This is a genomic window from Arthrobacter celericrescens, from assembly GCF_003614925.1.
Lineage (GTDB): Bacteria > Actinomycetota > Actinomycetes > Actinomycetales > Micrococcaceae > Arthrobacter > Arthrobacter celericrescens.
Window position 1 is genome coordinate 1 of sequence record NZ_QYLP01000073.1, and the last position, 21,547, is coordinate 21,547.

At 68.0% G+C, this 21,547-nt stretch carries 15 protein-coding genes; 11 read left to right on the forward strand and 4 right to left on the reverse strand.

All coding sequences use genetic code 11. The features are described from left to right. The first annotated feature begins 244 nt into the window (after window positions 1-244). From glmS to D3654_RS12845, 8 genes are all read left to right on the forward strand, one after another. On the forward strand, window positions 245-2,137 hold the full coding sequence (glmS, locus tag D3654_RS12810; RefSeq protein ID WP_120521881.1) for a glutamine--fructose-6-phosphate transaminase (isomerizing): 1,893 nt from the start codon (window positions 245-247) through the stop codon (window positions 2,135-2,137). 4 nt (window positions 2,138-2,141) lie between these two features. Beyond that, window positions 2,142-2,489, forward strand: a complete 348-nt coding sequence (locus D3654_RS12815; RefSeq protein WP_120521882.1) for a holo-ACP synthase — start codon at window positions 2,142-2,144, stop codon at window positions 2,487-2,489. A gap of 15 nt (window positions 2,490-2,504) precedes the next feature. After that, complete coding sequence (locus D3654_RS12820; RefSeq protein ID WP_205571798.1) at window positions 2,505-4,076, forward strand: NAD(P)H-hydrate epimerase; 1,572 nt, start codon at window positions 2,505-2,507, stop codon at window positions 4,074-4,076. A 117-nt stretch (window positions 4,077-4,193) separates the two neighbouring features. Next, window positions 4,194-6,536, forward strand: a complete 2,343-nt coding sequence (gene glgX, locus D3654_RS12825; protein WP_120521883.1) for a glycogen debranching protein GlgX — start codon at window positions 4,194-4,196, stop codon at window positions 6,534-6,536. 2 nt (window positions 6,537-6,538) lie between these two features. Next, entirely contained in the window at window positions 6,539-8,851 is a 2,313-nt protein-coding gene (gene treY / locus D3654_RS12830; RefSeq protein WP_120521884.1) for a malto-oligosyltrehalose synthase, read from the forward strand. Between the two features lie 36 nt (window positions 8,852-8,887). Beyond that, window positions 8,888-10,663 carry a malto-oligosyltrehalose trehalohydrolase gene (gene treZ / locus D3654_RS12835; RefSeq protein ID WP_120521885.1) on the forward strand — a complete coding sequence of 592 codons (1,776 nt, stop codon included), beginning with the start codon at window positions 8,888-8,890 and terminating at the stop codon, window positions 10,661-10,663. Between the two features lie 110 nt (window positions 10,664-10,773). Then, on the forward strand, window positions 10,774-11,811 hold the full coding sequence (gene mgrA / locus D3654_RS12840) for an L-glyceraldehyde 3-phosphate reductase (protein WP_120521886.1): 1,038 nt from the start codon (window positions 10,774-10,776) through the stop codon (window positions 11,809-11,811). A 154-nt stretch (window positions 11,812-11,965) separates the two neighbouring features. After that, window positions 11,966-13,051 (forward strand): inositol-3-phosphate synthase, encoded by a 1,086-nt coding sequence (locus D3654_RS12845; protein ID WP_120521887.1) that lies wholly within the window; start codon window positions 11,966-11,968, stop codon window positions 13,049-13,051. A 28-nt stretch (window positions 13,052-13,079) separates the two neighbouring features. Here D3654_RS12845 and D3654_RS12850 read toward each other — a convergent pair whose 3' ends face one another. Continuing rightward, window positions 13,080-13,772 carry a MerR family transcriptional regulator gene (locus D3654_RS12850; RefSeq protein WP_120521888.1) on the reverse strand — a complete coding sequence of 231 codons (693 nt, stop codon included), beginning with the start codon at window positions 13,770-13,772 and terminating at the stop codon, window positions 13,080-13,082. A 106-nt stretch (window positions 13,773-13,878) separates the two neighbouring features. Here D3654_RS12850 and D3654_RS12855 point away from each other — a divergent pair, with 106 nt between their 5' ends. Then, window positions 13,879-14,409, forward strand: coding sequence for a DUF2306 domain-containing protein (locus D3654_RS12855; RefSeq protein WP_120521889.1), 531 nt, complete (start codon window positions 13,879-13,881; stop codon window positions 14,407-14,409). Between the two features lie 13 nt (window positions 14,410-14,422). Here the strand turns inward: D3654_RS12855 and D3654_RS12860 are convergent, their stop codons facing one another. After that, window positions 14,423-14,920, reverse strand: coding sequence for a uracil-DNA glycosylase family protein (locus tag D3654_RS12860; protein WP_115790479.1), 498 nt, complete (start codon window positions 14,918-14,920; stop codon window positions 14,423-14,425). A gap of 924 nt (window positions 14,921-15,844) precedes the next feature. On the opposite strand from D3654_RS12860, the gene D3654_RS12865 reads away from it, so the two are divergent. Next, window positions 15,845-16,324, forward strand: a complete 480-nt coding sequence (locus D3654_RS12865) for a GNAT family N-acetyltransferase (protein ID WP_120521890.1) — start codon at window positions 15,845-15,847, stop codon at window positions 16,322-16,324. Between the two features lie 43 nt (window positions 16,325-16,367). On the opposite strand, the gene D3654_RS12870 is transcribed toward D3654_RS12865, so the two are convergent. Then, complete coding sequence (locus D3654_RS12870) at window positions 16,368-17,771, reverse strand: DUF3100 domain-containing protein (RefSeq protein WP_245413218.1); 1,404 nt, start codon at window positions 17,769-17,771, stop codon at window positions 16,368-16,370. Between the two features lie 235 nt (window positions 17,772-18,006). Here D3654_RS12870 and D3654_RS12875 point away from each other — a divergent pair, with 235 nt between their 5' ends. Continuing rightward, on the forward strand, window positions 18,007-19,494 hold the full coding sequence (locus tag D3654_RS12875) for a chlorohydrolase family protein (RefSeq protein WP_120521891.1): 1,488 nt from the start codon (window positions 18,007-18,009) through the stop codon (window positions 19,492-19,494). A 297-nt stretch (window positions 19,495-19,791) separates the two neighbouring features. On the opposite strand, the gene D3654_RS12880 is transcribed toward D3654_RS12875, so the two are convergent. Next, window positions 19,792-21,312 carry an HNH endonuclease signature motif containing protein gene (locus D3654_RS12880; protein ID WP_120521892.1) on the reverse strand — a complete coding sequence of 507 codons (1,521 nt, stop codon included), beginning with the start codon at window positions 21,310-21,312 and terminating at the stop codon, window positions 19,792-19,794. Window positions 21,313-21,547 lie beyond the last annotated feature (235 nt).

The window sequence follows — 21,547 nt, forward strand, 5'->3', positions numbered from 1 at the left end:
CTGAACTACTACAACACTGAACGCATCCACGCCGCCATCAAGGACACCCCGATCACACGAGTGTCACCAACCTAATGGCCGAGTACATCTAGGCGGGGCACGCTTCCACTGCCGGCGATGATGTGGCCTTCCCCGGGAACGGAAGGGGAGGGCCGCATCGTTGCGTGATCATTACTGGGCGGATGCGTCACATTCGCCTGACATCCCACCTCCGTTGTCGCCGAGAACAGTTAGGCTTGTGTCCATGTGTGGAATCGTTGGTTATGTTGGTAATTCGTCCCGTCCGGCAGGCGCCGGGCACGGAGCCCTGGACGTCGTCCTCGAAGGCCTGCGCCGCCTGGAGTACCGGGGCTACGACTCGGCAGGCGTGGCGGTTGTCGCCGACGGCGCCATTTCTTCCCGTAAGAAGGCGGGAAAACTCGGAAACCTCCTTGGTGAACTCGAAGCCAGGCCGCTCCCTGAATCCCTGACCGGCATCGGGCACACCCGCTGGGCAACCCACGGCGGTCCGACCGACGGGAACGCCCACCCGCACCTGGCCGACGGCGGACGCCTGGCCGTGATCCACAACGGCATCATCGAAAACTTTGCGGAACTAAAGCAGCAGCTCCTGGCCAAGGGCGTCGAGTTCAGCTCCGAAACCGACACCGAGGTCGCCGCAGCCCTGCTGGGCGACATCTTCCGCAACCAGCTCGGCGGCGACTCCTCCAAGGGCTCTCTGACCGAAGCCATGCAGCTCGCCTGCCAGCGCCTCGAGGGCGCCTTCACCCTGCTGGCCGTGCACGCGGACCAGCCCGGCGTCGTCGTCGCTGCCCGCCGCAACTCCCCGCTCGTGGTGGGCCTTGGCGAGGGCGAAAACTTCCTCGGCTCCGACGTCTCCGGCTTCATCGACTACACCCGCCGCGCCGTCGAACTGGGCCAGGACCAGATCGTCACCATCACCGCCGACTCCGTGGAGATCACCGACTTCTTCGGCGCCCCGGCCGAAGGCAAGGAATACAACGTCGACTGGGACCCGGCCTCGGCCGAAAAGGGCGGCTTCAACTCCTTCATGGAGAAGGAAATCCACGACCAGCCCGACGCCGTCGCGCAGACCCTGCTGGGCCGCTCCGACCTCAACGGCAAGCTGACCCTGGACGAACTCCGCATCGACCCCGAGCTGCTCAAGCAGGTCGACAAGATCATCGTCCTCGCTTGCGGCACGGCGGCCTACGCCGGCCTCGTGGCCAAGTACGCCATCGAGAACTGGTGCCGCATTCCCACGGAGGTGGAGCTGGCCCATGAGTTCCGCTACCGCGACCCGATCGTGGACGCCAACACCCTGGTGGTTTCCATCAGCCAGTCCGGCGAAACCATGGACACCCTGATGGCCGTGCGCTACGCCCGCGAACAGGGCGCCAAGACCATCTCCATCTGCAACACCAACGGCTCCACCATCCCGCGTGAATCCGACGCCGTGCTCTACACGCACGCCGGCCCGGAAATCGCCGTGGCGTCCACGAAGGCCTTCCTGGCGCAGATCACCGCTGCCTACCTGCTCGGCCTGTACCTGGCCCAGCTGCGCGGCAACATCTTCACCGGCCAGATCAAGGACGTCCTCGCGGACCTCTCCAAGATCCCGGCCAAGATCCAGAAGATCCTGGACAACTCCGGCCCGCTGCGCGAGCTCGCCCGCAGCATGAAGGACGAGAAGTCCGTGCTGTTCCTGGGCCGCCACGTCGGCTTCCCGGTGGCCCTCGAGGGTGCGCTGAAGCTCAAGGAAATCGCCTACATCCACGCAGAGGGCTTCGCCGCCGGCGAGCTCAAGCACGGCCCGATCGCCCTGATCGACGAAGGCCAGCCGGTCTTCGTGGTGGTTCCGTCCCCGCGCGGCCGCGATTCCCTGCACTCCAAGGTGGTCAGCAACATCCAGGAAGTCCGCGCCCGCGGTGCCCGGACCCTGGTGATCGCCGAGGAAGGCGACGAAGCTGTGCGCGATTACGCCGAGCACGTCTTCTACGTCCCGGAGACCCCCACGCTGCTCATGCCGCTGCTCACCACGGTTCCGCTGCAGATCTTCGCCGCGGAACTCGCCGGAGCCAAGGGCTACGACGTGGACCAGCCTCGCAACCTCGCCAAGAGCGTGACCGTAGAATAACCGCATGATTGTTGGCATTGGCGTAGACGTCGTAGACATCGACCGGTTCGAACGGCAGCTGGAACGGACACCGGGGCTGCGGGACCGGCTTTTCGTGCCCGCCGAGCGGGAGCTCCACGTCCGGTCCCTGGCCGCGCGCTTTGCGGCCAAGGAAGCCGTGGCGAAGGTCCTCGGGGCCCCGGCCGGCATGAACTGGCAGGACTGCTGGATCGGCCTGGACGAGAACGGCCCCACCATCAAGGTCCAGGGCACCGTCCTTGCCGTCGCGGATACGAAGGGCGTCAAGACCTGGCACCTGTCTATGAGCCACGACGGCGGAATCGCCACGGCCATGGTCATCGCCGAAGGCTGACAACACAACACCTCAATGATCAGCGCCTTCACCGGAACACAGGTCAGGGAAGCGGAACAACCGCTCCTGGACTCCGGTGAGGGCGCTGTTCTCATGCAGCGGGCAGCGTACGGGCTGGCGGCCGCCGTCGTGCGCGAACTGCAGCGCCGCGGCCGCCGGATCTACGGCTCCAAGGTGACGGTGCTGGCCGGCAAGGGCAACAACGGCGGGGACGGACTGTTCGCCGCAGCCAGGCTCGCCGCCCGCGGAATGCGCACGACGGCGGTGCTCACCGCTGACTCCACCCACCCCGAGGCGCTGGCCGCCTTCCTCGCGGCCGGCGGCCGGGCCCACCGGCTCGCCGCGGATAACGTGGAGGACCTCGCCGTGCTGGCGGCCGGCGACGACGCCATCATCGACGCCGTGCTCGGCACCGGCGCCCGCGGTGGACTGCGCGGAGCTGCCGCCGAACTCGTTTCCCTGCTCGAGGAACTCAAGCCCGCGTTGGTGGTGGCCTGCGACATCCCGAGCGGAGTCGACGCCGATACCGGTGAAGTGCACTGGCCCGTGCTGCCGGCGGACGTGACCGTGAGTTTCGGCGGGATCAAGGCCGGCCTGCTGGCCGATCCCGGGGAGGGCTGCGCCGGGCGGGCCGAACTGGTGCGGATCGGGATCGAGGACCGGCTGCCGGAACCTTTGATCCGCCGCCTGGACGCCGCCGACCTGGCCGCGCTCCTGCCCGCGCCCGGCCGCCGCGACCACAAATACAGCAGGGGAGTGCTCGGCGTGGTCGCCGGCTCGGAACGCTACCCCGGGGCCGCGATGCTCTCGGTGGAAAGCGCCGCCGTGTCCGGGGCCGGGATGGTCCGCTACCTCGGACCCGAAAGCGTGGCCCGGCAGGTGCTGGCCCGCGCCCCCGAAGCGATTGTGGAGGCGGGCAGCCCGGGCCGCGTCCAGGCCTGGCTGCTGGGCCCCGGCATAGCAGGGGAGGCCGACGACAGCCGCCAGCTCCAGCGTGCCCGCGACACGCTCCACGCCGCCCTCGCAGCCGGCCAGCCCGCCGTCGTCGACGCCGGGGCGCTGGGACTGCTGCCGGACCGCTGCCCGGCCCACTGGATCCTCACCCCGCACGCCGGCGAACTGGCCGCGTTCCTTTCGCGGAACGAATCCGTCCGCGGGGAAGCGGCGGTGACCAGGGACGACGTCGAGTCCCGGCCGCTGCACTTCGCCCGCCTGGCCGCCGCGGACAGCGGCGCCACCGTCCTGCTCAAAGGCGCCACCACACTGGTGGCATCGCCGTCGGGCACGGTGTTCAGCCAGTCGGAAGGCACGCCCTGGCTGGCCACCGCCGGAAGCGGCGACGTGCTGGCCGGGCTGCTCGGTTCGCTGGCAGCGCAATATGCGGAGGGCGCGATGGGCGACGACGGGCCTTTCGCCGTCCTCGGCATCCCCCCGGAGGACCGCTGGGCTGCTGCGGCTGCAGTGGCCGCGAGCCTGCACGGCCGCGCGGGAAGCGGGGCATCGGACGGCGGGCCCTTGACGGCCCGGGCGGTCCTGCGGGAGCTGCCAGGCGTGCTGGGCAGCCTGCGTAACGGAAGCCCCGGATGAGGCCTTTGGGTTACACAGGGCGTGCGCGCCCGTAATCTGGGCGTGGTAGCTTGGCACATCGCCGCAGCGGCCCGTCCGCGGGCGGCGGAGGCTTTGTCCCCTAGGCAAGGAGAACCTGTGGAAGTATGGCCCGGAACGGCTTATCCCCTGGGCGCGAGCTTTGACGGGAGCGGTACCAACTTCGCCCTCTTCAGCGAAAACGCGGAGAAGGTGGAGCTGTGCCTGATCGACGACGACGGCACGGAAGAGCGCGTCGAACTGAGGGAAGTGGACGGCTACGTCTGGCATTGCTACCTGCCGTCGGTGCAGCCGGGCCAGAAATACGGTTACCGCGTCCACGGGCCTTACGACCCCCCTGCCGGGCACCGCTTCAATCCCAACAAGCTCCTCCTGGACCCCTACGCCAAGGCGGTCCACCGGCAGATCGACTGGGACCCTGCACTGTTCTCCTACAACATGGGCGATCCCGACTCCCGGAACGACGCCGATTCGGCACCGCACATGATGCTCGGCGTCGTTATCAACCCCTTCTTCGACTGGGCCGGCGACCAGCTGCTGCGGATCCCGTACCACAAGTCCGTCATCTACGAAGCGCACGTCAAGGGCCTCACCCAGCTGCATCCCGAGGTTCCGGAAGAGCAGCGGGGCACCTATGCCGGCGTAGCCCATCCGGCGGTGATCGCCCACCTGAAGAAGCTCGGCGTGACCGCGCTCGAACTCATGCCCGTCCACCAGTTCACCAACGACGGCATCCTCCAGGACCGGGGGCTCAACAACTACTGGGGCTACAACACCATCGGCTTCTTCGCCCCGCACAACGGCTACAGCTCGAAGGGGGACACCGGCCAGCAGGTCCAGGACTTCAAGGCGATGGTGCGTTCCCTGCACGATGCCGGCATCGAAGTGATCCTGGACGTGGTCTACAACCACACGGCCGAAGGAAACCACCTCGGCCCCACGCTCTCCTTCAAAGGCATCGACAACTCCGCCTACTACCGGCTGGTTGAGGGCGACCTCAAGCACTACATGGACTACACCGGCACCGGAAACTCCCTGAACGTGCGCAATCCGCATTCCCTGCAGCTGCTGATGGACTCTCTGCGGTACTGGGTGACCGAGATGCACGTGGACGGTTTCCGCTTCGACCTCGCCTCCACCTTGGCCCGCGAGTTCTACGACGTGGACAAGCTTTCCAGCTTCTTCGAACTCATCCAGCAGGACCCCGTGGTGTCGCAGGTCAAGCTGATCGCCGAGCCGTGGGACGTGGGTCCCGGCGGCTACCAGGTGGGCAACTTCCCGCCGCAATGGACGGAATGGAACGGCAAGTACCGGGACACGGTCCGCGACTTCTGGCGCGGCGAACCCTCGACCCTCGGCGAGTTCGCGTCCCGGCTGACGGGTTCGGCAGACCTCTACGAGCACTCCGGCCGCCGGCCCGTGGCCTCCATCAACTTCGTGACCGCTCACGACGGCTTCACCCTTGCGGACCTGGTCTCCTACAACCAGAAGCACAACGAGGCCAACGGCGAAAACAACAACGACGGCGAATCGCACAACCGATCCTGGAACTGCGGCGCCGAAGGCCCCACCGAGGACCCGAAGGTCCTCGGACTCCGGGCCCGGCAGCAGCGCAACTTCATCGCCTCCCTGCTGCTGTCGCAGGGCGTGCCCATGCTGGCGCACGGCGACGAGCTCGGCCGCACCCAGCAAGGCAACAACAACGCCTACTGCCAGGATTCCGAACTGACCTGGATCAACTGGGACAGCGTGGACCAGCCGCTCGTGGAGTTCACCGCCGCGGTGAGCGCCTTGCGCGCCAAGCACCCCACCTTCCGCCGCAGCCGCTTCTTCGACGGCCGCCCGGCGGTGCGGGGCGAGGGCGAACGCCTTCCGGACATCGTCTGGCTCGACGTCGACGGAAGCACCATGACGCCGTCGGACTGGGACAGCGGCTTCGGCCGCTCGGTGGGTGTGTTCCTCAACGGGGACGGCATCCGGGGCCGGGACAACCAGGGCCGGCGCATCACCGACGTGAACTTCCTCCTGTACTTCAACGCCCACGACGACGAGGTGCGCTTCCGGGTCCCCTCCGATGAGTACGCGCCCAAGTGGGACGTGATCATCGATACGGCCGGCGGCCACGCCGACGAACCCGTCGAGGCGGATTCCCTGCTCCCGGTGGGAGCCAAGGCGCTGGTGGTCCTGCGGGCCCACACCACGCCGGAAAGCGAACCGGACCATTCGGTGGCCGCGTCCCTTGCGGCCCTCTCGCAGACGGCCACGCCGGAGACGGCCGCGCTGACGGCGCCGGCCACGCCGCCGGCTGTCATCGGGGACAAGGCCGCGGGCAAGGCCCCGGCGGAGAAGTCCGAGGAAGAGCCCGCGCCGGAACGCAAACCCGCGCCGATTGTCTCCGCACCGCAAAGCAAGCCCCCGAGGAAGAACTCCACGAAAGGGTAACCATGAAGACACCCGCGTCCACGTACAGGCTCCAGATCCGCCCCGGTTTTACCCTCGGGGACGCGGCGGAGCTCACCGGCTATCTCAGATCGCTTGGCGTGGACTGGGTGTATTTGTCGCCCATCCTGACGGCGGAGGAAGGGTCCCAGCACGGCTACGACGTCACGGATCCTTCCTCCGTAGACCTCGCCCGCGGGGGAGCGGAGGGCCTGGCGGTGCTATCCGCCGCGGCCAGGGAGAACGGCCTGGGCGTGCTCCTGGACATCGTGCCCAACCACATGGGAGTGGCCTCGCCGCCGCAGAACGCCTGGTGGTGGTCGCTGCTGAAGGAAGGCCGGTCCTCGCGGTACGCCGAAGCCTTCGACGTCGACTGGGACGCGGCCGGCGGCAAGCTCCGGATCCCGGTCCTGGGCAGCGACGACGACGTGGACGCCCTGGACATCACCGACGGCGAACTGCGCTACTACGAGCACCGCTTCCCGCTCGCCGAGGGCAGCCACACCCCAGGGGACAGGCCCCGCGACGTCCATTCGCGCCAGCATTATGAGCTGATCGGCTGGCGCCGGGCCGACGCCGAACTGAACTACCGCCGCTTCTTCGCCGTCAGCACCCTCGCCGGCGTCCGGGTCGAGATTCCCTGGGTGTTTGAGGAATCGCACGCCGAGATCACCCGCTGGTTCCGCGACGGCCTCGCGGACGGCCTGCGCGTGGACCACCCGGACGGGCTCGCCGACCCGGCCGGTTACCTGGCCCGGCTCAAGCAGGCAACGGGCGGCGCCTACGTGCTGGTGGAGAAGATCCTGGAACCGGGGGAGGACCTGCCGGAGACCTTCGACTGCGAAGGGACCACCGGGTACGACGCGCTCGCCGACGTCGACCGGCTTTTCGTCGACCCCGACGCCGGCCCGCAGCTCGACGCCCTGGACGCCCGCCTGCGCGGCGCCGCCGCCCCGCCCGACTACCAGGCGATGATCCACGGCACCAAGCGGCGCATCACCGACGGCATCCTGCGTTCGGAGATCCTCCGGCTGGCCCGGCTTGTGCCGCAAACCCCGGAGCTCCCGCGGCTGGTCGTCGCCGATGCCCTGGCGGAAACCATCGCCGCGTTCCCCGTCTACCGGACCTACCTCCCGCACGGCAAGGACATCCTGGTGGACGCGGTGGAGAGCGCCGGCCGGGCGAGGCCTGACCTTGAGCCCGCCCTGCAGGTACTGTTGCCGCTGCTCCTCGACACGGGTGCGGAGCTCGGCCGCCGCTTCCAGCAGACCTCCGGCATGGTCATGGCCAAGGGCGTGGAGGACACGGCCTTCTTCCGGTACACCCGGCTGGGCACCCTCACCGAAGTGGGCGGCGATCCCACCGAGCTGGCCATCGCGCCCGGGGAGTTCCACCGGCGCATGGCCGGCCGCCAGTCCAGGCTGCTGCTGTCCATGACCAACCTGACCACGCACGACACCAAACGAAGCGAAGACACCCGGGCGCGGATCTCCGTCATCTCCGAGGCTGTCCCCGAATGGGAAGCCTTCCTGGACCGGGTGCAGGAACTGGCGCCGATTCCGGACGGTCCCCTTGCGGCTCTCGTCTGGCAGGCCGTCGCCGGTGCCTGGCCCGCCAGCCGTGAACGGCTCCAGGCGTTCGCGCTCAAGGCCGCCCGCGAAGCCGGCAACTCGACGAACTGGACCGACCCGGACGCCGCCTTCGAGGCGGCACTGGCGGCCGCCGTCGACGCCGCGTTCGACGTGCCGGAGGTGGCCGCCGCCCTCGCCGGTTTCGTCGCGGAGCTGGAACCGTACGGCTGGAGCAACTCCCTCTCGGCCAAGCTCGTGCAGTTGACCATGCCCGGCGTGCCGGACGTCTACCAAGGCACGGAGTTCCGGGACGGATCGCTCACCGACCCGGACAACCGGCGCCCTGTCGACTTCCCGGCCCGGATCGCCGCCCTGGAACGGCTCGACGGCGGGGCACGCCCGGCGTTCACCGACGAGGACACCAAGCTGCTGGTCGTCTCCCGGGCCCTGCGGCTGCGCCGCGGACGCCCCGAACTGTTCGGCGGCTACCGGCCCCTGGCCGCGTCCGGGGCGGCGGCCGGCCACGTCATCGCCTTCGACCGCGGGGCCGACGGCGGCGGAGCCGTGACCATCGCGACCCGCCTGCCGAAGCGGCTGGAGCGTGACGGCGGCTGGCGGGACACCGCCGTCGACCTGCCGGCCGACTGCACCGACGAACTCACGGGACGTGTCTTCCCTGCCGGGCCGGCCGCCGTCGGGCAGCTGCTCGCGGACTATCCGGTGGCCCTGCTGGTGCCCGCCGGCTGAACCTTCAAACCACCATCCATCCACAGGGGGAGAACCATGCCGCACCATGCCACCACGCCCGGCCCGTACGACGTCTGGGCACCCAACGCGGGCTCCCTTGTCCTCGTGTCCGGGGGCCCCGTGTCCGAGGGCCGGGAGTACAGCATGGAGAGACTCACCGGTCCCTCCGAGGGCTGGTGGCACGCGCCAGGGTTCACCGGCGGGGACGGCGTGACGTATGCCTACAAGGTGGACGGGGAAGGGCCCTTCCCGGATCCGCGCTCGCGCCGGCAGCCGGAGGGCGTCCACGGCCCCTCCGCAGGGTTCGACGCCGGGGCGCACCAGTGGCGGGATGCCGGCTGGCCCGGGCGGGGACTGCGCGGTTCGCTCATCTACGAACTGCACCTCGGTACCTTCACCCCCGAGGGCACGCTCGACGCGGCCGCGGCGAAGCTGGACTACCTGGTGGAACTCGGCGTCGACTTCGTTGAGCTGCTGCCGGTCAACGCGTTCAACGGCACCCACAATTGGGGCTACGACGGCGTGCTCTGGTACGCGGTCCACGAACAATACGGCGGGCCTGCCGCGTACCAGCGCTTCGTGGACGCCGCCCACGCGGCGGGACTGGGCGTCATCCAGGATGTGGTCTACAACCACCTGGGCCCCAGCGGGAACTACCTGCCGAAGTTCGGGCCTTACCTCAAGTCCGGGCCCGGCAACACCTGGGGCGACTCGGTCAACCTGGACGGGCCGGACTCCGACGAGGTGCGCCGCTACATCCTGGACAACGCGGCCATGTGGCTGGGGGACTACCACGTGGACGGGCTGCGGCTCGACGCCGTGCACGCCCTCCGCGACGAACGCGCCGTGCACATCCTCGAGGACCTGGCCCTCGTGGCGGACGGAATCGCAGCCGAAACCGGGGTGCCCCGCACGCTGATCGCCGAGTCCGACCTGAACAATCCGCGCCTGATCTACCCGCGGCAGGACAACGGCTACGGGCTGGCAGGCCAGTGGAGCGACGACTTCCACCACGTGGTGCACGTGAACCTCACCGGGGAAACTGCGGGCTACTACGCCGATTTCGAATCCCTCGCAGCCCTGGCCAAGGTCCTGCGGCACGGCTTCTTCCACGACGGCAGCTACTCCAGCTTCCGCGCCCGGCACCACGGCCGGCCCATCCGGCAGGACCTGGCCCACCCGTCCGCCCTGGTGGTCTGCAACCAGAACCACGACCAGATCGGCAACCGGGCGGCGGGCGACCGGCTTACCGCCGCCCTTTCCTATGGACGCCTCGCCCTAGCCGCGGTGCTGACCATGACCTCCCCGTTCACGCCCATGCTGTTCATGGGGGAGGAATTCGGCGCCTCGACCCCGTGGCAGTTCTTCACCTCCCACCCCGAGGAGTGGCTGGGCAAGGCCACGGCGGAGGGCCGCCTCAAGGAGTTCGAGCGGATGGGCTGGGACCCGGCACTGGTGCCGAACCCCCAGGACCCGGAAACCTTCCTGCGCTCCAAGCTCAAGTGGGACGAAGCCGGCGAGGGGGACCACGCCCGGCTGCTCGCCCTGTACCGCGCCCTGGCGGTGCTGCGGCGCACGACGCCCGAACTCACCGACGGCGGCTTCGAGGCCACCGACGTGGACTTCAACGAGGACGAACGGTGGCTGGAACTGGTGCGCGGCGGCGTGCGGGTGGTGTGCAACTTCGGCCCCGACGTGCTGTCCACGGACGTCGACGGCGTGCTGCTGCTCGCCACGGACTCCGGCGCGGGACTCGACAACGGAACGCTGACCCTCCCGGGCGAGGCGGCCGCCGTCGTGCGGACTTCCTGACTCGAGCGGCCCGCGTGAGGCGCCGGACTCACCGGCCGCACGGCATGTGGTGAGGACCACATGCCGGACAGCCGGGGGCCGCCCGGGGCGCCGGTGGCAGGATGGTAAGTATGACTTATGTGGCCGCGGACACCCGCTACGACACCATGCCCTACCGCCGCGTCGGACGCAGCGGTCTCAAACTTCCCGCCATCTCCCTCGGCCTGTGGCACAACTTCGGCGACGACAAGCGCTTCGACGAGCAGCGCGCCATCCTCCGCCGGGCCTTCGACCTCGGCGTGAACCACTTCGACCTCGCCAACAACTACGGCCCGCCGGACGGCTCCGCCGAGACCAACTTCGGCCGCCACCTGAAGGACGACTTCAAGCCGTACCGCGATGAACTGGTCATCTCCACGAAGGCCGGTTACTACATGTGGCCCGGCCCGTACGGCGAGTGGGGCTCCCGCAAGTACCTGCTCTCCAGCCTCGACCAGTCCCTGCAGCGCATGGGCCTGGAGTACGTGGACATCTTCTACAGCCACCGGCCGGATCCCGAGACCCCGCTCGAGGAAACCATGGGCGCGCTGGACCACGCCGTGCGTTCCGGCAAAGCCCTCTACGCAGGCATCTCCTCCTACACCCCCGAACAGACCCTTGAGGCGGCCCGCATCCTGAAGGAGATGGGAACTCCGCTCCTCATCCACCAGCCGAGCTACTCCATGCTGAACCGCTGGACCGAGAACGGTTCGCCGAACCTGTACGAGGCGCTGGACCAGGTGGGCGCCGGATCGATCGCGTTCTCGCCGCTCGCCCAGGGCCTGCTCACCAACCGCTACCTGCACGGGGTGCCGGCCGATTCCCGCGCCGCCAAGGAACGCTTCCTGTCCGAGAAGTCCCTCACCGAGGAAAGGCTGGACCGGGTCCGCGGCCTGAACGCGATCGCCGAAGGCCGCGGCCAGACCCTGGCCCAGATGGCCATCGCCTGGATCCTGCGCCAGCAGCCCAAGGGCTCGCCGGTGACCTCGGCACTGGTCGGCGCCTCCAGCGTCGCGCAGCTGGAGGACACCCTCACGGCCATCGATAACCTGGCCTTCACGGACGAGGAACTGACGGCCATCGATGAGTTCGCAGTCGAATCCGACATCAACCGCTGGGCACAGAAGTAGCGTTGCAACAAAAGGCAGGGCCAGCCGGAACAAAGTTGGCCCTGCCTATGTTGCGTATAATGCAAATTGCGCCGAATGGCGCCGTGCCGAGGCCGCCGTCGCATTTTCATGCCGGCCGGGCCTGGCACCTGAGCTTAGTTCTCGAAGGAGTTCCGTGTCTTCTCATCCGATTCGCGTTGCCATCGTCGGTGTCGGCAACTGCGCCGCCTCCCTGGTCCAGGGTGTCCACTATTACCGCGACGCCGACCCGCAGGCGACCATCCCCGGCCTGATGCACGTTGAGTTCGGTCAGTACCACGTGGGCGACGTCCAGTTCGTCGCAGCCTTCGACGTCGATGGCAAGAAGGTTGGCCTGGACCTCGCCGACGCCATCGGTGCCAGCGAAAACAACACCATCAAGATCGCCGACGTGCCGGAAACCGGCGTGATCGTCCAGCGTGGCCACACCCTGGACGGACTGGGCCGCTACTACCGCGAAACCATCGTCGAGTCGCCGGCCGAGCCCGTGGACGTCGTCGCCGCCCTGCGCGAGGCCAAGGCCGACGTCCTGGTCTGCTACCTGCCCGTGGGTTCCGAAGACGCTGCCATGTTCTACGCCCAGGCAGCCATCGACGCCGGCGTGGCCTTCGTCAACGCCCTGCCGGTCTTCATCGCCGGCACCAAGGAATGGGCCGACAAGTTCACCGCCGCGGGCGTCCCGATCGTGGGCGACGACATCAAGAGCCAGATCGGCGCCACCATCACCCACCGCGTCATGGCCAAGCTCTTCGAAGACCGCGGCGTCACGCTGGACCGCACCTACCAGCTGAACGTCGGCGGCAACATGGATTTCAAGAACATGCTCGAGCGCGACCGCCTCGAATCCAAGAAGATCTCCAAGACCCAGGCCGTGACCTCCAACGTCCAGGCCGAGCTCCACGCCAACGACGTCCACATCGGCCCGTCCGACTTCGTGGCCTGGCTCGACGACCGCAAGTGGGCCTTCGTCCGCCTCGAAGGCCGCAACTTCGGCGACGCCCCGGTCTCCCTGGAGTACAAGCTCGAGGTCTGGGATTCCCCGAACTCCGCCGGCGTCATCATCGACGCCATCCGCGCCGCCAAGATCGGCCTGGACCGCGGCATCGGCGGCCCGCTGCTCTCCGCATCCAGCTACTTCATGAAGTCCCCGCCGGAGCAGTTCAACGACGACCTCGCCCGCGAGAAGGTCGAAGCCTTCATCCGCGGCGACATCGAGCGCTAAGCTACCGTTTCCCCCAACGCGGGGTCACTTACGGCCCGTCCACGTCAGCGACATGGGCCGTAGGTGACCCCGCGTTGTTGTATTGGAAGCGACGGATGGCGTGGCTGGCCTGGGCGAGGGCCAGTAGCTTGAGCAGCAGCTGGGAATGCATGTGCATCCCGACGGCGGCCGTGAGGATGGCCTGGTCGAGGTCGGCGGCCGCGGCGGTGAGCTGCAGGTCCAGGCCTGCGATGGTGTCCATGGCGGCGCTGTAGGCGTCCAGGATCTCCGTGGAGAGCGGGATGCCGAGCCTGTCCATGAGCGCCAGCTGGGCGTCGAGGGCGCTCCTGGCATCGCTTTCCTCGTCCGGCCAACCCCGCAGCTGCACGACGGCGTCGCCGGGCCGTGTCTGCGCTGCACCGTCCGCGCCGCGGGACCCGCCGCCGTGAGTGCCGCCGTCGTGCGGTTCGAGCCGCAGCACCACCCGCTGCACCGTCGCCAGCACCTCAAGGCGCGGCGCACCGCCGTCGGCCAGCGATACGATGGCGCGGATCTGCTCGATGCCCAGCCCCACGATCTGCCGCAGGGCCTGGATCAGTTCCAGGCGCCCCAAATGGCTGGCGTCGTAGCGGGCCCGGGTGGCGGTGATTGCCTCGCCGTGCTGCAGGAGCCCCTCGCGCAGGTAGTACTTGATGCTCGCGGCGCTGACTCCGCTGCGGGCGCTGAGTTCGTTCAGCTGCATTGCTCTCCGCCTCCGTGGACTCTGTTCCGCCGCGGCCGTTGGATAGCGGATCGGGCCCGGACTATCTTGATGTACAAGCCTAGGATAGTGCTCCTATCCTAAAGGCATGGAGCACTGGAATGTCCTTCTTGTCAGCCATGTGGTGGCCGCGCTGTTCGTCCTGGTGATCGGCCCCGCCCAGATTCTTCGCCGCCGCCGGGATCGGATCCACCGGACCATGGGTTACCTGTGGGTCGCGGCGATGTACTACGTCTGCCTGAGCAGCTTCTGGATTGTTTCCGGTGGCCACTTCTCATGGCTGCACGGCCTGTCGGCCTTCACCCTGGTGACTGTCACGCTCGGTCTGGTCAGCGCGATCCGCCGGAACATCCCCGCGCACCGCGGCAACATGGTGGGCAGCTACATCGGGACGGCCGTCGCGTTCGGCTTCGCCGTTGCCGTTCCTGGCCGGGCGATTCCCGGGCTGCTGGCCGCGGACCCCGGCACGGCGGTCTTCGTGGCCCTGCTGGTGGCGGCCGCCGTCGCGGCGGTGTATCTGTCCCTGTTCCGCGGAGGCATAAACGGAAACGGTCGACGGCGGCCCTTTGCCGCCGTCGACCGTTCACCTGCCAGCCGTTCACCTGCCAGCCGGGCCTGATCCGTCCGAAAGGCTAGCGCCGTCCGGCCTGAAGGCCTGCGCGGGCCATGGCGTCCGCGTAGGAGCGGCCCATTTCGATCAGCCATTCGGTCTGGCGTTCCTTGGACCCGGCGAAGGCACGGCCGTGCAGCGAGCGGGCCTTGTAGACCTTCAAGCCGCGGCGCCAGATCAGCTGGTTGTCCGTCTTGAGGAGCATCTGCGCCAGGCGGTTTGCCTCGGTGCCGTGCGCGACGATCGCCGAAGCACGCGGGACGAGCTTCAGGAAGGTGATCAGCGGCTTGAGGCCGGCGCTGACCTGCTCGGGGGTGAGCTTGCCGTTGGCCTCGCCCGGAGTGAACCACGGGTGGGTGTTCCACGGCATCATCCATTCCGGGCGCAGGCCGAGCTGGAACTGCAGGCCCAGGAGGCGGGTGGCGGCGGTGTCGTCGCCGGCCCAGACGACGCCGCGCGGGGAGGCTTCGCTGGTGTTGGAGAACAGGGTGACGATGCGGCAGTCCTCCACCGAGTGCATCGGGTCCACGTAGGGCACCTCGAAGCCGGGGCGGAGCTTGCGCAGGAACTCCACGTGCTCGTTGACCGGCGCGATGTGCGGTGCGAAGAACGGGCTCTCCGGGACGGCCGGGGCTTCTTCGGCCTCGGCTTCGGGCTCGGCTGCCGCTTCGGGCTCGACGACGGTCAGCGACGCGGTCTTCTCGACGGCGGGAGCTGCCGGTACTTCAGCGGCGGGAATCTCGACGGCGGCAGCCGGTGCCTCAACGGCGGGCACCTCGGCGGTTTCCACCACAGTCTCCACCGCCGGGGCAGCCTCCACCGCCGGGGCAGCCTCCACCGCCGGGGCAGCCTCCACCGCCGGGGCGATGACCGGGGGGATCACCGGGGCCACCCGGCGGGTGATCACCGGGCTGGCCTTGGGCATCGACTTGGGTGCGGCCTTCTTCGGCGCGGTTGCCTTCAAGGCCGGCTTTTCTGTTGCTGTCTTCGTGGCAGCAGCAGTTTTCGCGGCAGCAGTCCTTGCTGCGGCCTTGGGTGCCGCCTTCGCGGGAGCTTTCTTGGCGGGCGCATCGAAGTCGTCGTCATCGTCGTCGTCGAACAAGCCGTCGAAAAGCTTGTCGAGTTCGTCGTAGCCGGAGCCGTAGTCGTCGTCGATGTCGGGACCCTGCCCGAAGCCCTCTTCGTACCGCGACGCAATGTCGCTGCGGTAGTCCTCGTCGTAGTCCTCGAAATAGTCCGGTTCAGCCAAGGCGGTCATGAAGGCAGGGGTCTCCTCGGGTCGGGCGGGGGCCGATTCCGGGCGCGTTGGGGCACGTCCGTTCCGGGCCAGTTGATGGGGAGGCTCTCCGGAGTGCCGGTCGAGCTTTTAGATCTTAGCAAGACGTGGGTGGTCTGGTGTTCTTCCTGCGTTCATTTGACCGGGTGTCCGGCGTAGCCTCGGGTCATGGACGGACACGATGCGTCGAAGATCACCTTGCGCAGGCTCTCGGAAGGCGATGAGGATCGGCTCGTGGCCGCCTCCCCGCTGTTCGACGGGCCGGTCACGCCGGAACTTGCCCGGCTCTTCCTGCGGCGTCCCGGCCACCACCTGCTGCTGGCCGAAAACGACGGCGGCACCGCCGTCGGCTTCGTCAGCGGCGTGGAAACCACCCACCCGGACAAGGGCACGGAGATGTTCCTCTATGAACTCGGCGTGGATGAATCCTGGCGACGCCGGGGCGTGGCTTCCCGGCTGATCGGAGCCTTGGCGGACATCGCCCGCGAGCGGGGCTGTTACGGCATGTGGACGGGCACGGAAAGCGACAATGACGCTGCCTTGGCCACCTATCGGGCCACCGGAGCCGACATCGAGCCCGGTACGACGATCGTGGTGTACCGCTTCCGCCCGCAGGGAGCCGGAGACGCCGAAGGGCGGGTGGAATAGATCCACCCGCCCCTACTGTGCGTCAATCGCCTGGCGCCGCCGGTTAGACGTGGATGACGAACTGGGCGAGTGCCGCGGCAGCCACGAAGCTTGCCGTAAAGGTCAGGCACGCGACGATCACGGTCTTCCAGTTCAGCGACTTCAGGGCCCTGACGTCACGGCCGATGTTCATGCCGAGCAGGGCAATTGAGCCCAGGCCCACGTACAGTGCGTCCAGGTTGTGGGTCAGCGCAACGATGGTGGAACTGAACGGCATGAACGGTGCCGTTGCCAGGGTGGCGAGTCCCAGCACCCAGACGCTGGAAGGTACGGCGGGGACGTACTTGGCGAGGACGAAGGCCAAAGCCGTGAGGCCGGCAAGGACCACCACGCCGATGACGTCGGTGAGGCTGCTCGTCTTGGTTCCCAGCGCGTTGAGCAGGATGCCGACGGCGATGCTGGCACCGAATGCGATGATCCAGGTCTTCTTGCTCATGCGCACCTCCGGGTCCTGGATGACCGCGGTGACGTCCAGTTCCTTCTCGGCCGGAGCCTTGGCCTTCGCGATGACGTTGCCGGCGCGGTCGAGGCGGCGGCCTTCGTCATCGCGGCGGAAGATGCGGGACCAGAATTTATAGAGCCGCAGCGACATCGGTAGGGAGACGAAGGCGCCGGCGTAGAACCCGACGAGGTTGGTGACCAAGTTGGAGAGGGCTGCGAGGGCCATGATTTCCGGAGCCTGCTCCGGGTAAATGATGGACAGCGCCGCGACACCGCCCAGCATCATGGAGCCGGAGCCGAGACCCAGGCCGAGGGCCAGGGCTTTGGGGTCGAAGATGCCCATTCCGCCGAGCAGGCCGGACAGCAGGGAGATGAAGACTGCACCGAAAACGCTGCCCAGCAGCCACACGGAGAACACGCCGCGGTACACCGGGGACTTCACGCCGAAGCGCTGCAGGGCATAGGCCAGGTAGGACTCGCGGTCAATGGCCCAGGTGGCACCAATGGCCATGCGGCCCATGCCGAGGGCGACGGCGACCGGCAGCGCAAGGATGATCGTGCCGAAGATGTGGCCGACTTCCTGGAGCACAATGGCCGGGCCAAGAGTGGTCAGCTTGGACAGGGACGGGCCCACATGCGTGCCGAGGGCGGCAAGGAACATCACGATGCTGACGTTCAGCAGTACCGAGGAGACGGCCCGGCTGGGGCCGGAGATCGGGCGGGCCTTCTGGATGCCGGCCACTGCGCCCATCAGCACGGCCCAGAGGACCGGCATAAGGACGATTGCGGCGCTGCCCAGGGGAATCTTGTGGGTTCCGAGCAGAATGGCCACCACGCAGATCGCGGTGGACAGCAGGATCATTGACATCCATTGCCATGCGCTCGGGGTGAAGAGGCTGCTCGTGCGCTCGTCGACCTTGACGATGCGCTCATCCACCTCCGGAGTGGTTGTGGACTGGGTCTTCATTGGGGTGCATCCTTCGTTGCTGGGGCGATGCGGCGTCTTTGCTCGCACCACTTGGTATACCAAAAATGGTAAGGTGGATCACGAAGCAATGCAAGGCATCTCACAAGATTCCCCCATCGCCCCGAGATCAAGGTGCTATTGGGAAAGGGTCGGCTTCTGGTCGGTCGGTGACCGAATCAATCTGGAATACCGGATAGCGATTTTCATCATTGGATTTTCATAATTGGAGGCGCACATGATCACTCAACTTTCCGCCCGCTATGTGCTCGGCCATGAGGACGGCCGGCACGTGCTGTTCCAGGACGGGCACGTTGTAATGAAGGACAGCGAGGTGATCTACGTCGGTACCGGCTACGACGGACCCGTCGACGAGCACCGTGACTTCGGGCAGAGCCTGATCTCGCCCGGCCTGATCGACCTCGATGCCCTGACCGACATCGACCACATGATCTTCGACTCGTGGCCCAGCGATGAGACCGGCCCGGGCATGCAGTGGTCCGAAGACTACTTCCACAACCGCCGCCGTGACGTCTTCTCTCCCGAGCAGCGCCAGAATGTGCGCAAGTTCGCGCTGGCCCAGCTGGCCCTGCACGGCGTGACCAGCTACATGCCCATCGCCTCGGAGATCCATAGCTCCTGGGCGGAGACCTTCGAGGAACTCCAGGGCATGGCGCAGACCAGCATCGAACTGGGCCTCCGGGGATTCCTGGGACCGGCCTACCGTTCGGGAATCAACGTCACGGACGACGACGGCGAACGGGCGATCCTGTTCGACGAGGACGAAGGGCGCAAGGGCCTCGCCGATGCCGAACGCTTCCTCGACTACGCCGAGCAGCTGGCGCACCCGCTGGTCACCGGCGTCCTGCTCCCGTGCCGGATCGAGACGCTCTCGGACGAACTGATGCGCAAGACCGCCGAGCTCGCCGTCGAACGCGATGCCCTGGTCCGACTGCATTGCCTCCAGCAGCCCACCGAAGACGGATTCCTGCTCAAGCTCACGGGGCGCACGGTCCTGGAACAGCTGGTGGACACCGGGTTGCTGGAAACCCGGCTCCTCATTCCGCACGGCGTGGTCATCGACGGCACCGATCCCGCCACACATGCGGAGGGCGGCCCGCTGGACCTGCTGGCCCGCAACAACGTCAGCATCGTCCACTGCCCGCTGACTTCGTTCCATTATGCGGGGATGCTCAAGTCCTTCGACGCCTTCGCGGCGGCCGGCGTCAACATGTGCCTCGGAACCGATTCCTTCCCGCCGGACCTGATCAAGGGCATCGACGTCGGCACGCACCTCGCACGTATCGCCGAGGGCAGGCGCGACGCCGGCAAGGTGTCGGACTTCTTCGACGCCGCCACGCTCGGTGGCGCCAAAGCCCTCGGCCGTGAAGACCTCGGCCGTCTATGCCCAGGTGCGCAGGCAGACATCATGGTGGCGTCCCTCGGCGACTTCCGCGATGGCACCGTGGAGGATCCGCTGCGGACCCTCATTCTCAACGGCACTGCGCGCAACGTCACCGACACCTACGTGGCGGGCCGCCCGGTGGTGGTCGACGGGGCGCTCCCAGGCATCGACCTGGCGGAACTGCGGGCAGAGGGCCAACGGCTCTTCGACGAGATGGTGGAGGCCTACGGTGAACGCGACTACCGCCGTCGGGATGCCTCGGAACTGTTCCCACCGGTCTACGCGGCCGCGGAAGTTCCGGCCGGGGCTGCGCGGAACTGATTCCTGGGACCTGAACCCGCGACCCGAACCCGCGGACCTGATCTGCCGAAGGTCCAGGGCACGGCGGTAATGGGCAGGCTACCGACGACGCGCGTGATGTCGAGCAGACGTGGCCGACGGGTCTTCGGAGGCTGCAGGCGCTGGCTCCGGCTGCGGTCCTGCCTGCAGGCCCTGCCCTGGTTGGCTGGTGCTGCCTGGTTGGCGGGTGCGCCTGGTTGGCGGGTGCTGCCCTTGTCTGCATGCACTGGCCGACTTGGCTCCGGGCCTGCCGTCTCCGGAACTGCCCCGTCTAACTGCCTAGAAAGGCGGCGGATCAGTGGTTCTGCCCGAACTCGGCACAGCGGGCTTCGCACCGTCCGTGTCGGTCGCGGGTATGGGCGGGTGGTCGGTGTGTTTCCGCCCGGTGGGACTCGTCCATTCGAGGACCCCGGCCCCGGTCTGCCGTAGCTTCCACCGTGAGTGATGTTTGAGCATGTGATGGCGCCGGCAGAGTCCGGCGAGGTTCCCGGTTTCGGTGGCCCCGCCGAGCGCGGCGTCATAGGTGTGGTCCAGGTCCAGTTCACGGGCCTTGATCCCGCAGCCGGGGAAACGGCATCTGGTGTCCCGGGCCGAGAGGAGTCGTTTGAGGTCTTCGCCGGGCCGATAGCGGTCAACGGCGAGGACGGCGCCGGTGATCGGATCCGTCAGGACTCTGTTCCAGGCGGTTGCCTGTCCGGCGATGGTTCTCGCGGTGGCGGAGTCAATGGGGTGGCGCCCATCCAGCTCGGCGGGGACCTGGGTGGTCGGCACGCCGTGCCCGGCAGGATCGCCCTCGGCGGGGTGCCCGGCGCCGGCCGAGGTCTCTCCGTTGATCAGGGTGAGCACGGGCACGGTGACATCCACCCGGGCGGTGATGGCTGCCAGGAGGCCGTCCCGGGTGTCGTGCCAAGTCGGGGCGCCGCGAAGTAGCAGGTCCGACAGGAGGTCGGCTCTGAGCTGATCGGTGGTGCGCTGATCGGTGGTGCGCTGATCTGTGGTGCGCTGATCTATAGTGCGCTCGTCGTTGCTGCGGGCAGGTCCGTCGGTCGTGTCCGGTGCGGCAGGGCCATCGGAGGCCTGGTTTGCGGTGGCTACGGCGTGCGCTTTGGCCATCTGGGTGAGCCGGTCGTGGATTCCGTATGCCACGGCAGCGGGGAGTACAGCGCAAAGTTCGGCCATGCCGTCGGGCAGGGGTGTGACCCAGATCCGGCGTTCCTCGCAGGCCCGTTCATGCCGGCCGGTCAGGGGTTCCGGCTGGGCATTCTCGGCCTCCCGGACAGCAACACGCCGCACCCGCCCGGGCGCCTGCTGCTCGGCGCAAGCCACCACCACGGATTCGTACGAGGACAACGCGGCGGCGTCTTCCAGTGCGGTTCCGGCGTCCTGGATCACCCGCGCGTGGGCCAGGCTAATCCGGCCCAGTGCCAGGGCCTGAAACGTTAGAGGGAACCGATCCAGCAGCTCGACGGCCTGGCCCATCTGCCGCTGGATCGTGCGGTCGTTCGCCCGGGTGGCGGTGGCGATCTCGGCCGCCACCGCACGGTGGGCGAGCTCTGCCGCGTCCCACCGCGCACCCTTGAACCCGGCTGGCGCGGCGCCGCGGTCGTCCTTGTCCTCCGCAGCCATCACCTCCGCCACCTTGGACGCTATTGCCAGCGTGTACTCACGCAACGCCTGCAAACCGGCAATCGCCGACTCCACCGACTCCAAGGTGGAGACCAGCCCGTCCAGCACGTGCAACGGGTCGAACGCCGCGGCAGGCTGCGGTGTCCTTCCGTTTTCGGTGCCGGTGATCTCCATGAATCCATCACATCACCAGGCTCAGACTTTTAATGGCGGTGCATCCGGCTTCCTGGTTAGGCGGCATGAGGACGCACCGCGGTTGGGCGCGCAGCCTCCGAGGGTTGCAACGCACCGCGGTTGGGCCGGTGGTGCCATGGGGCGGTCGGGTCAAGCGCGGCACGCTAAGCTGCCGCCCCAAAGCTGCCGCCCCAAAGCCCCCGACCCCCGACCCCAAAGCCCCCTGCCCCCCGAC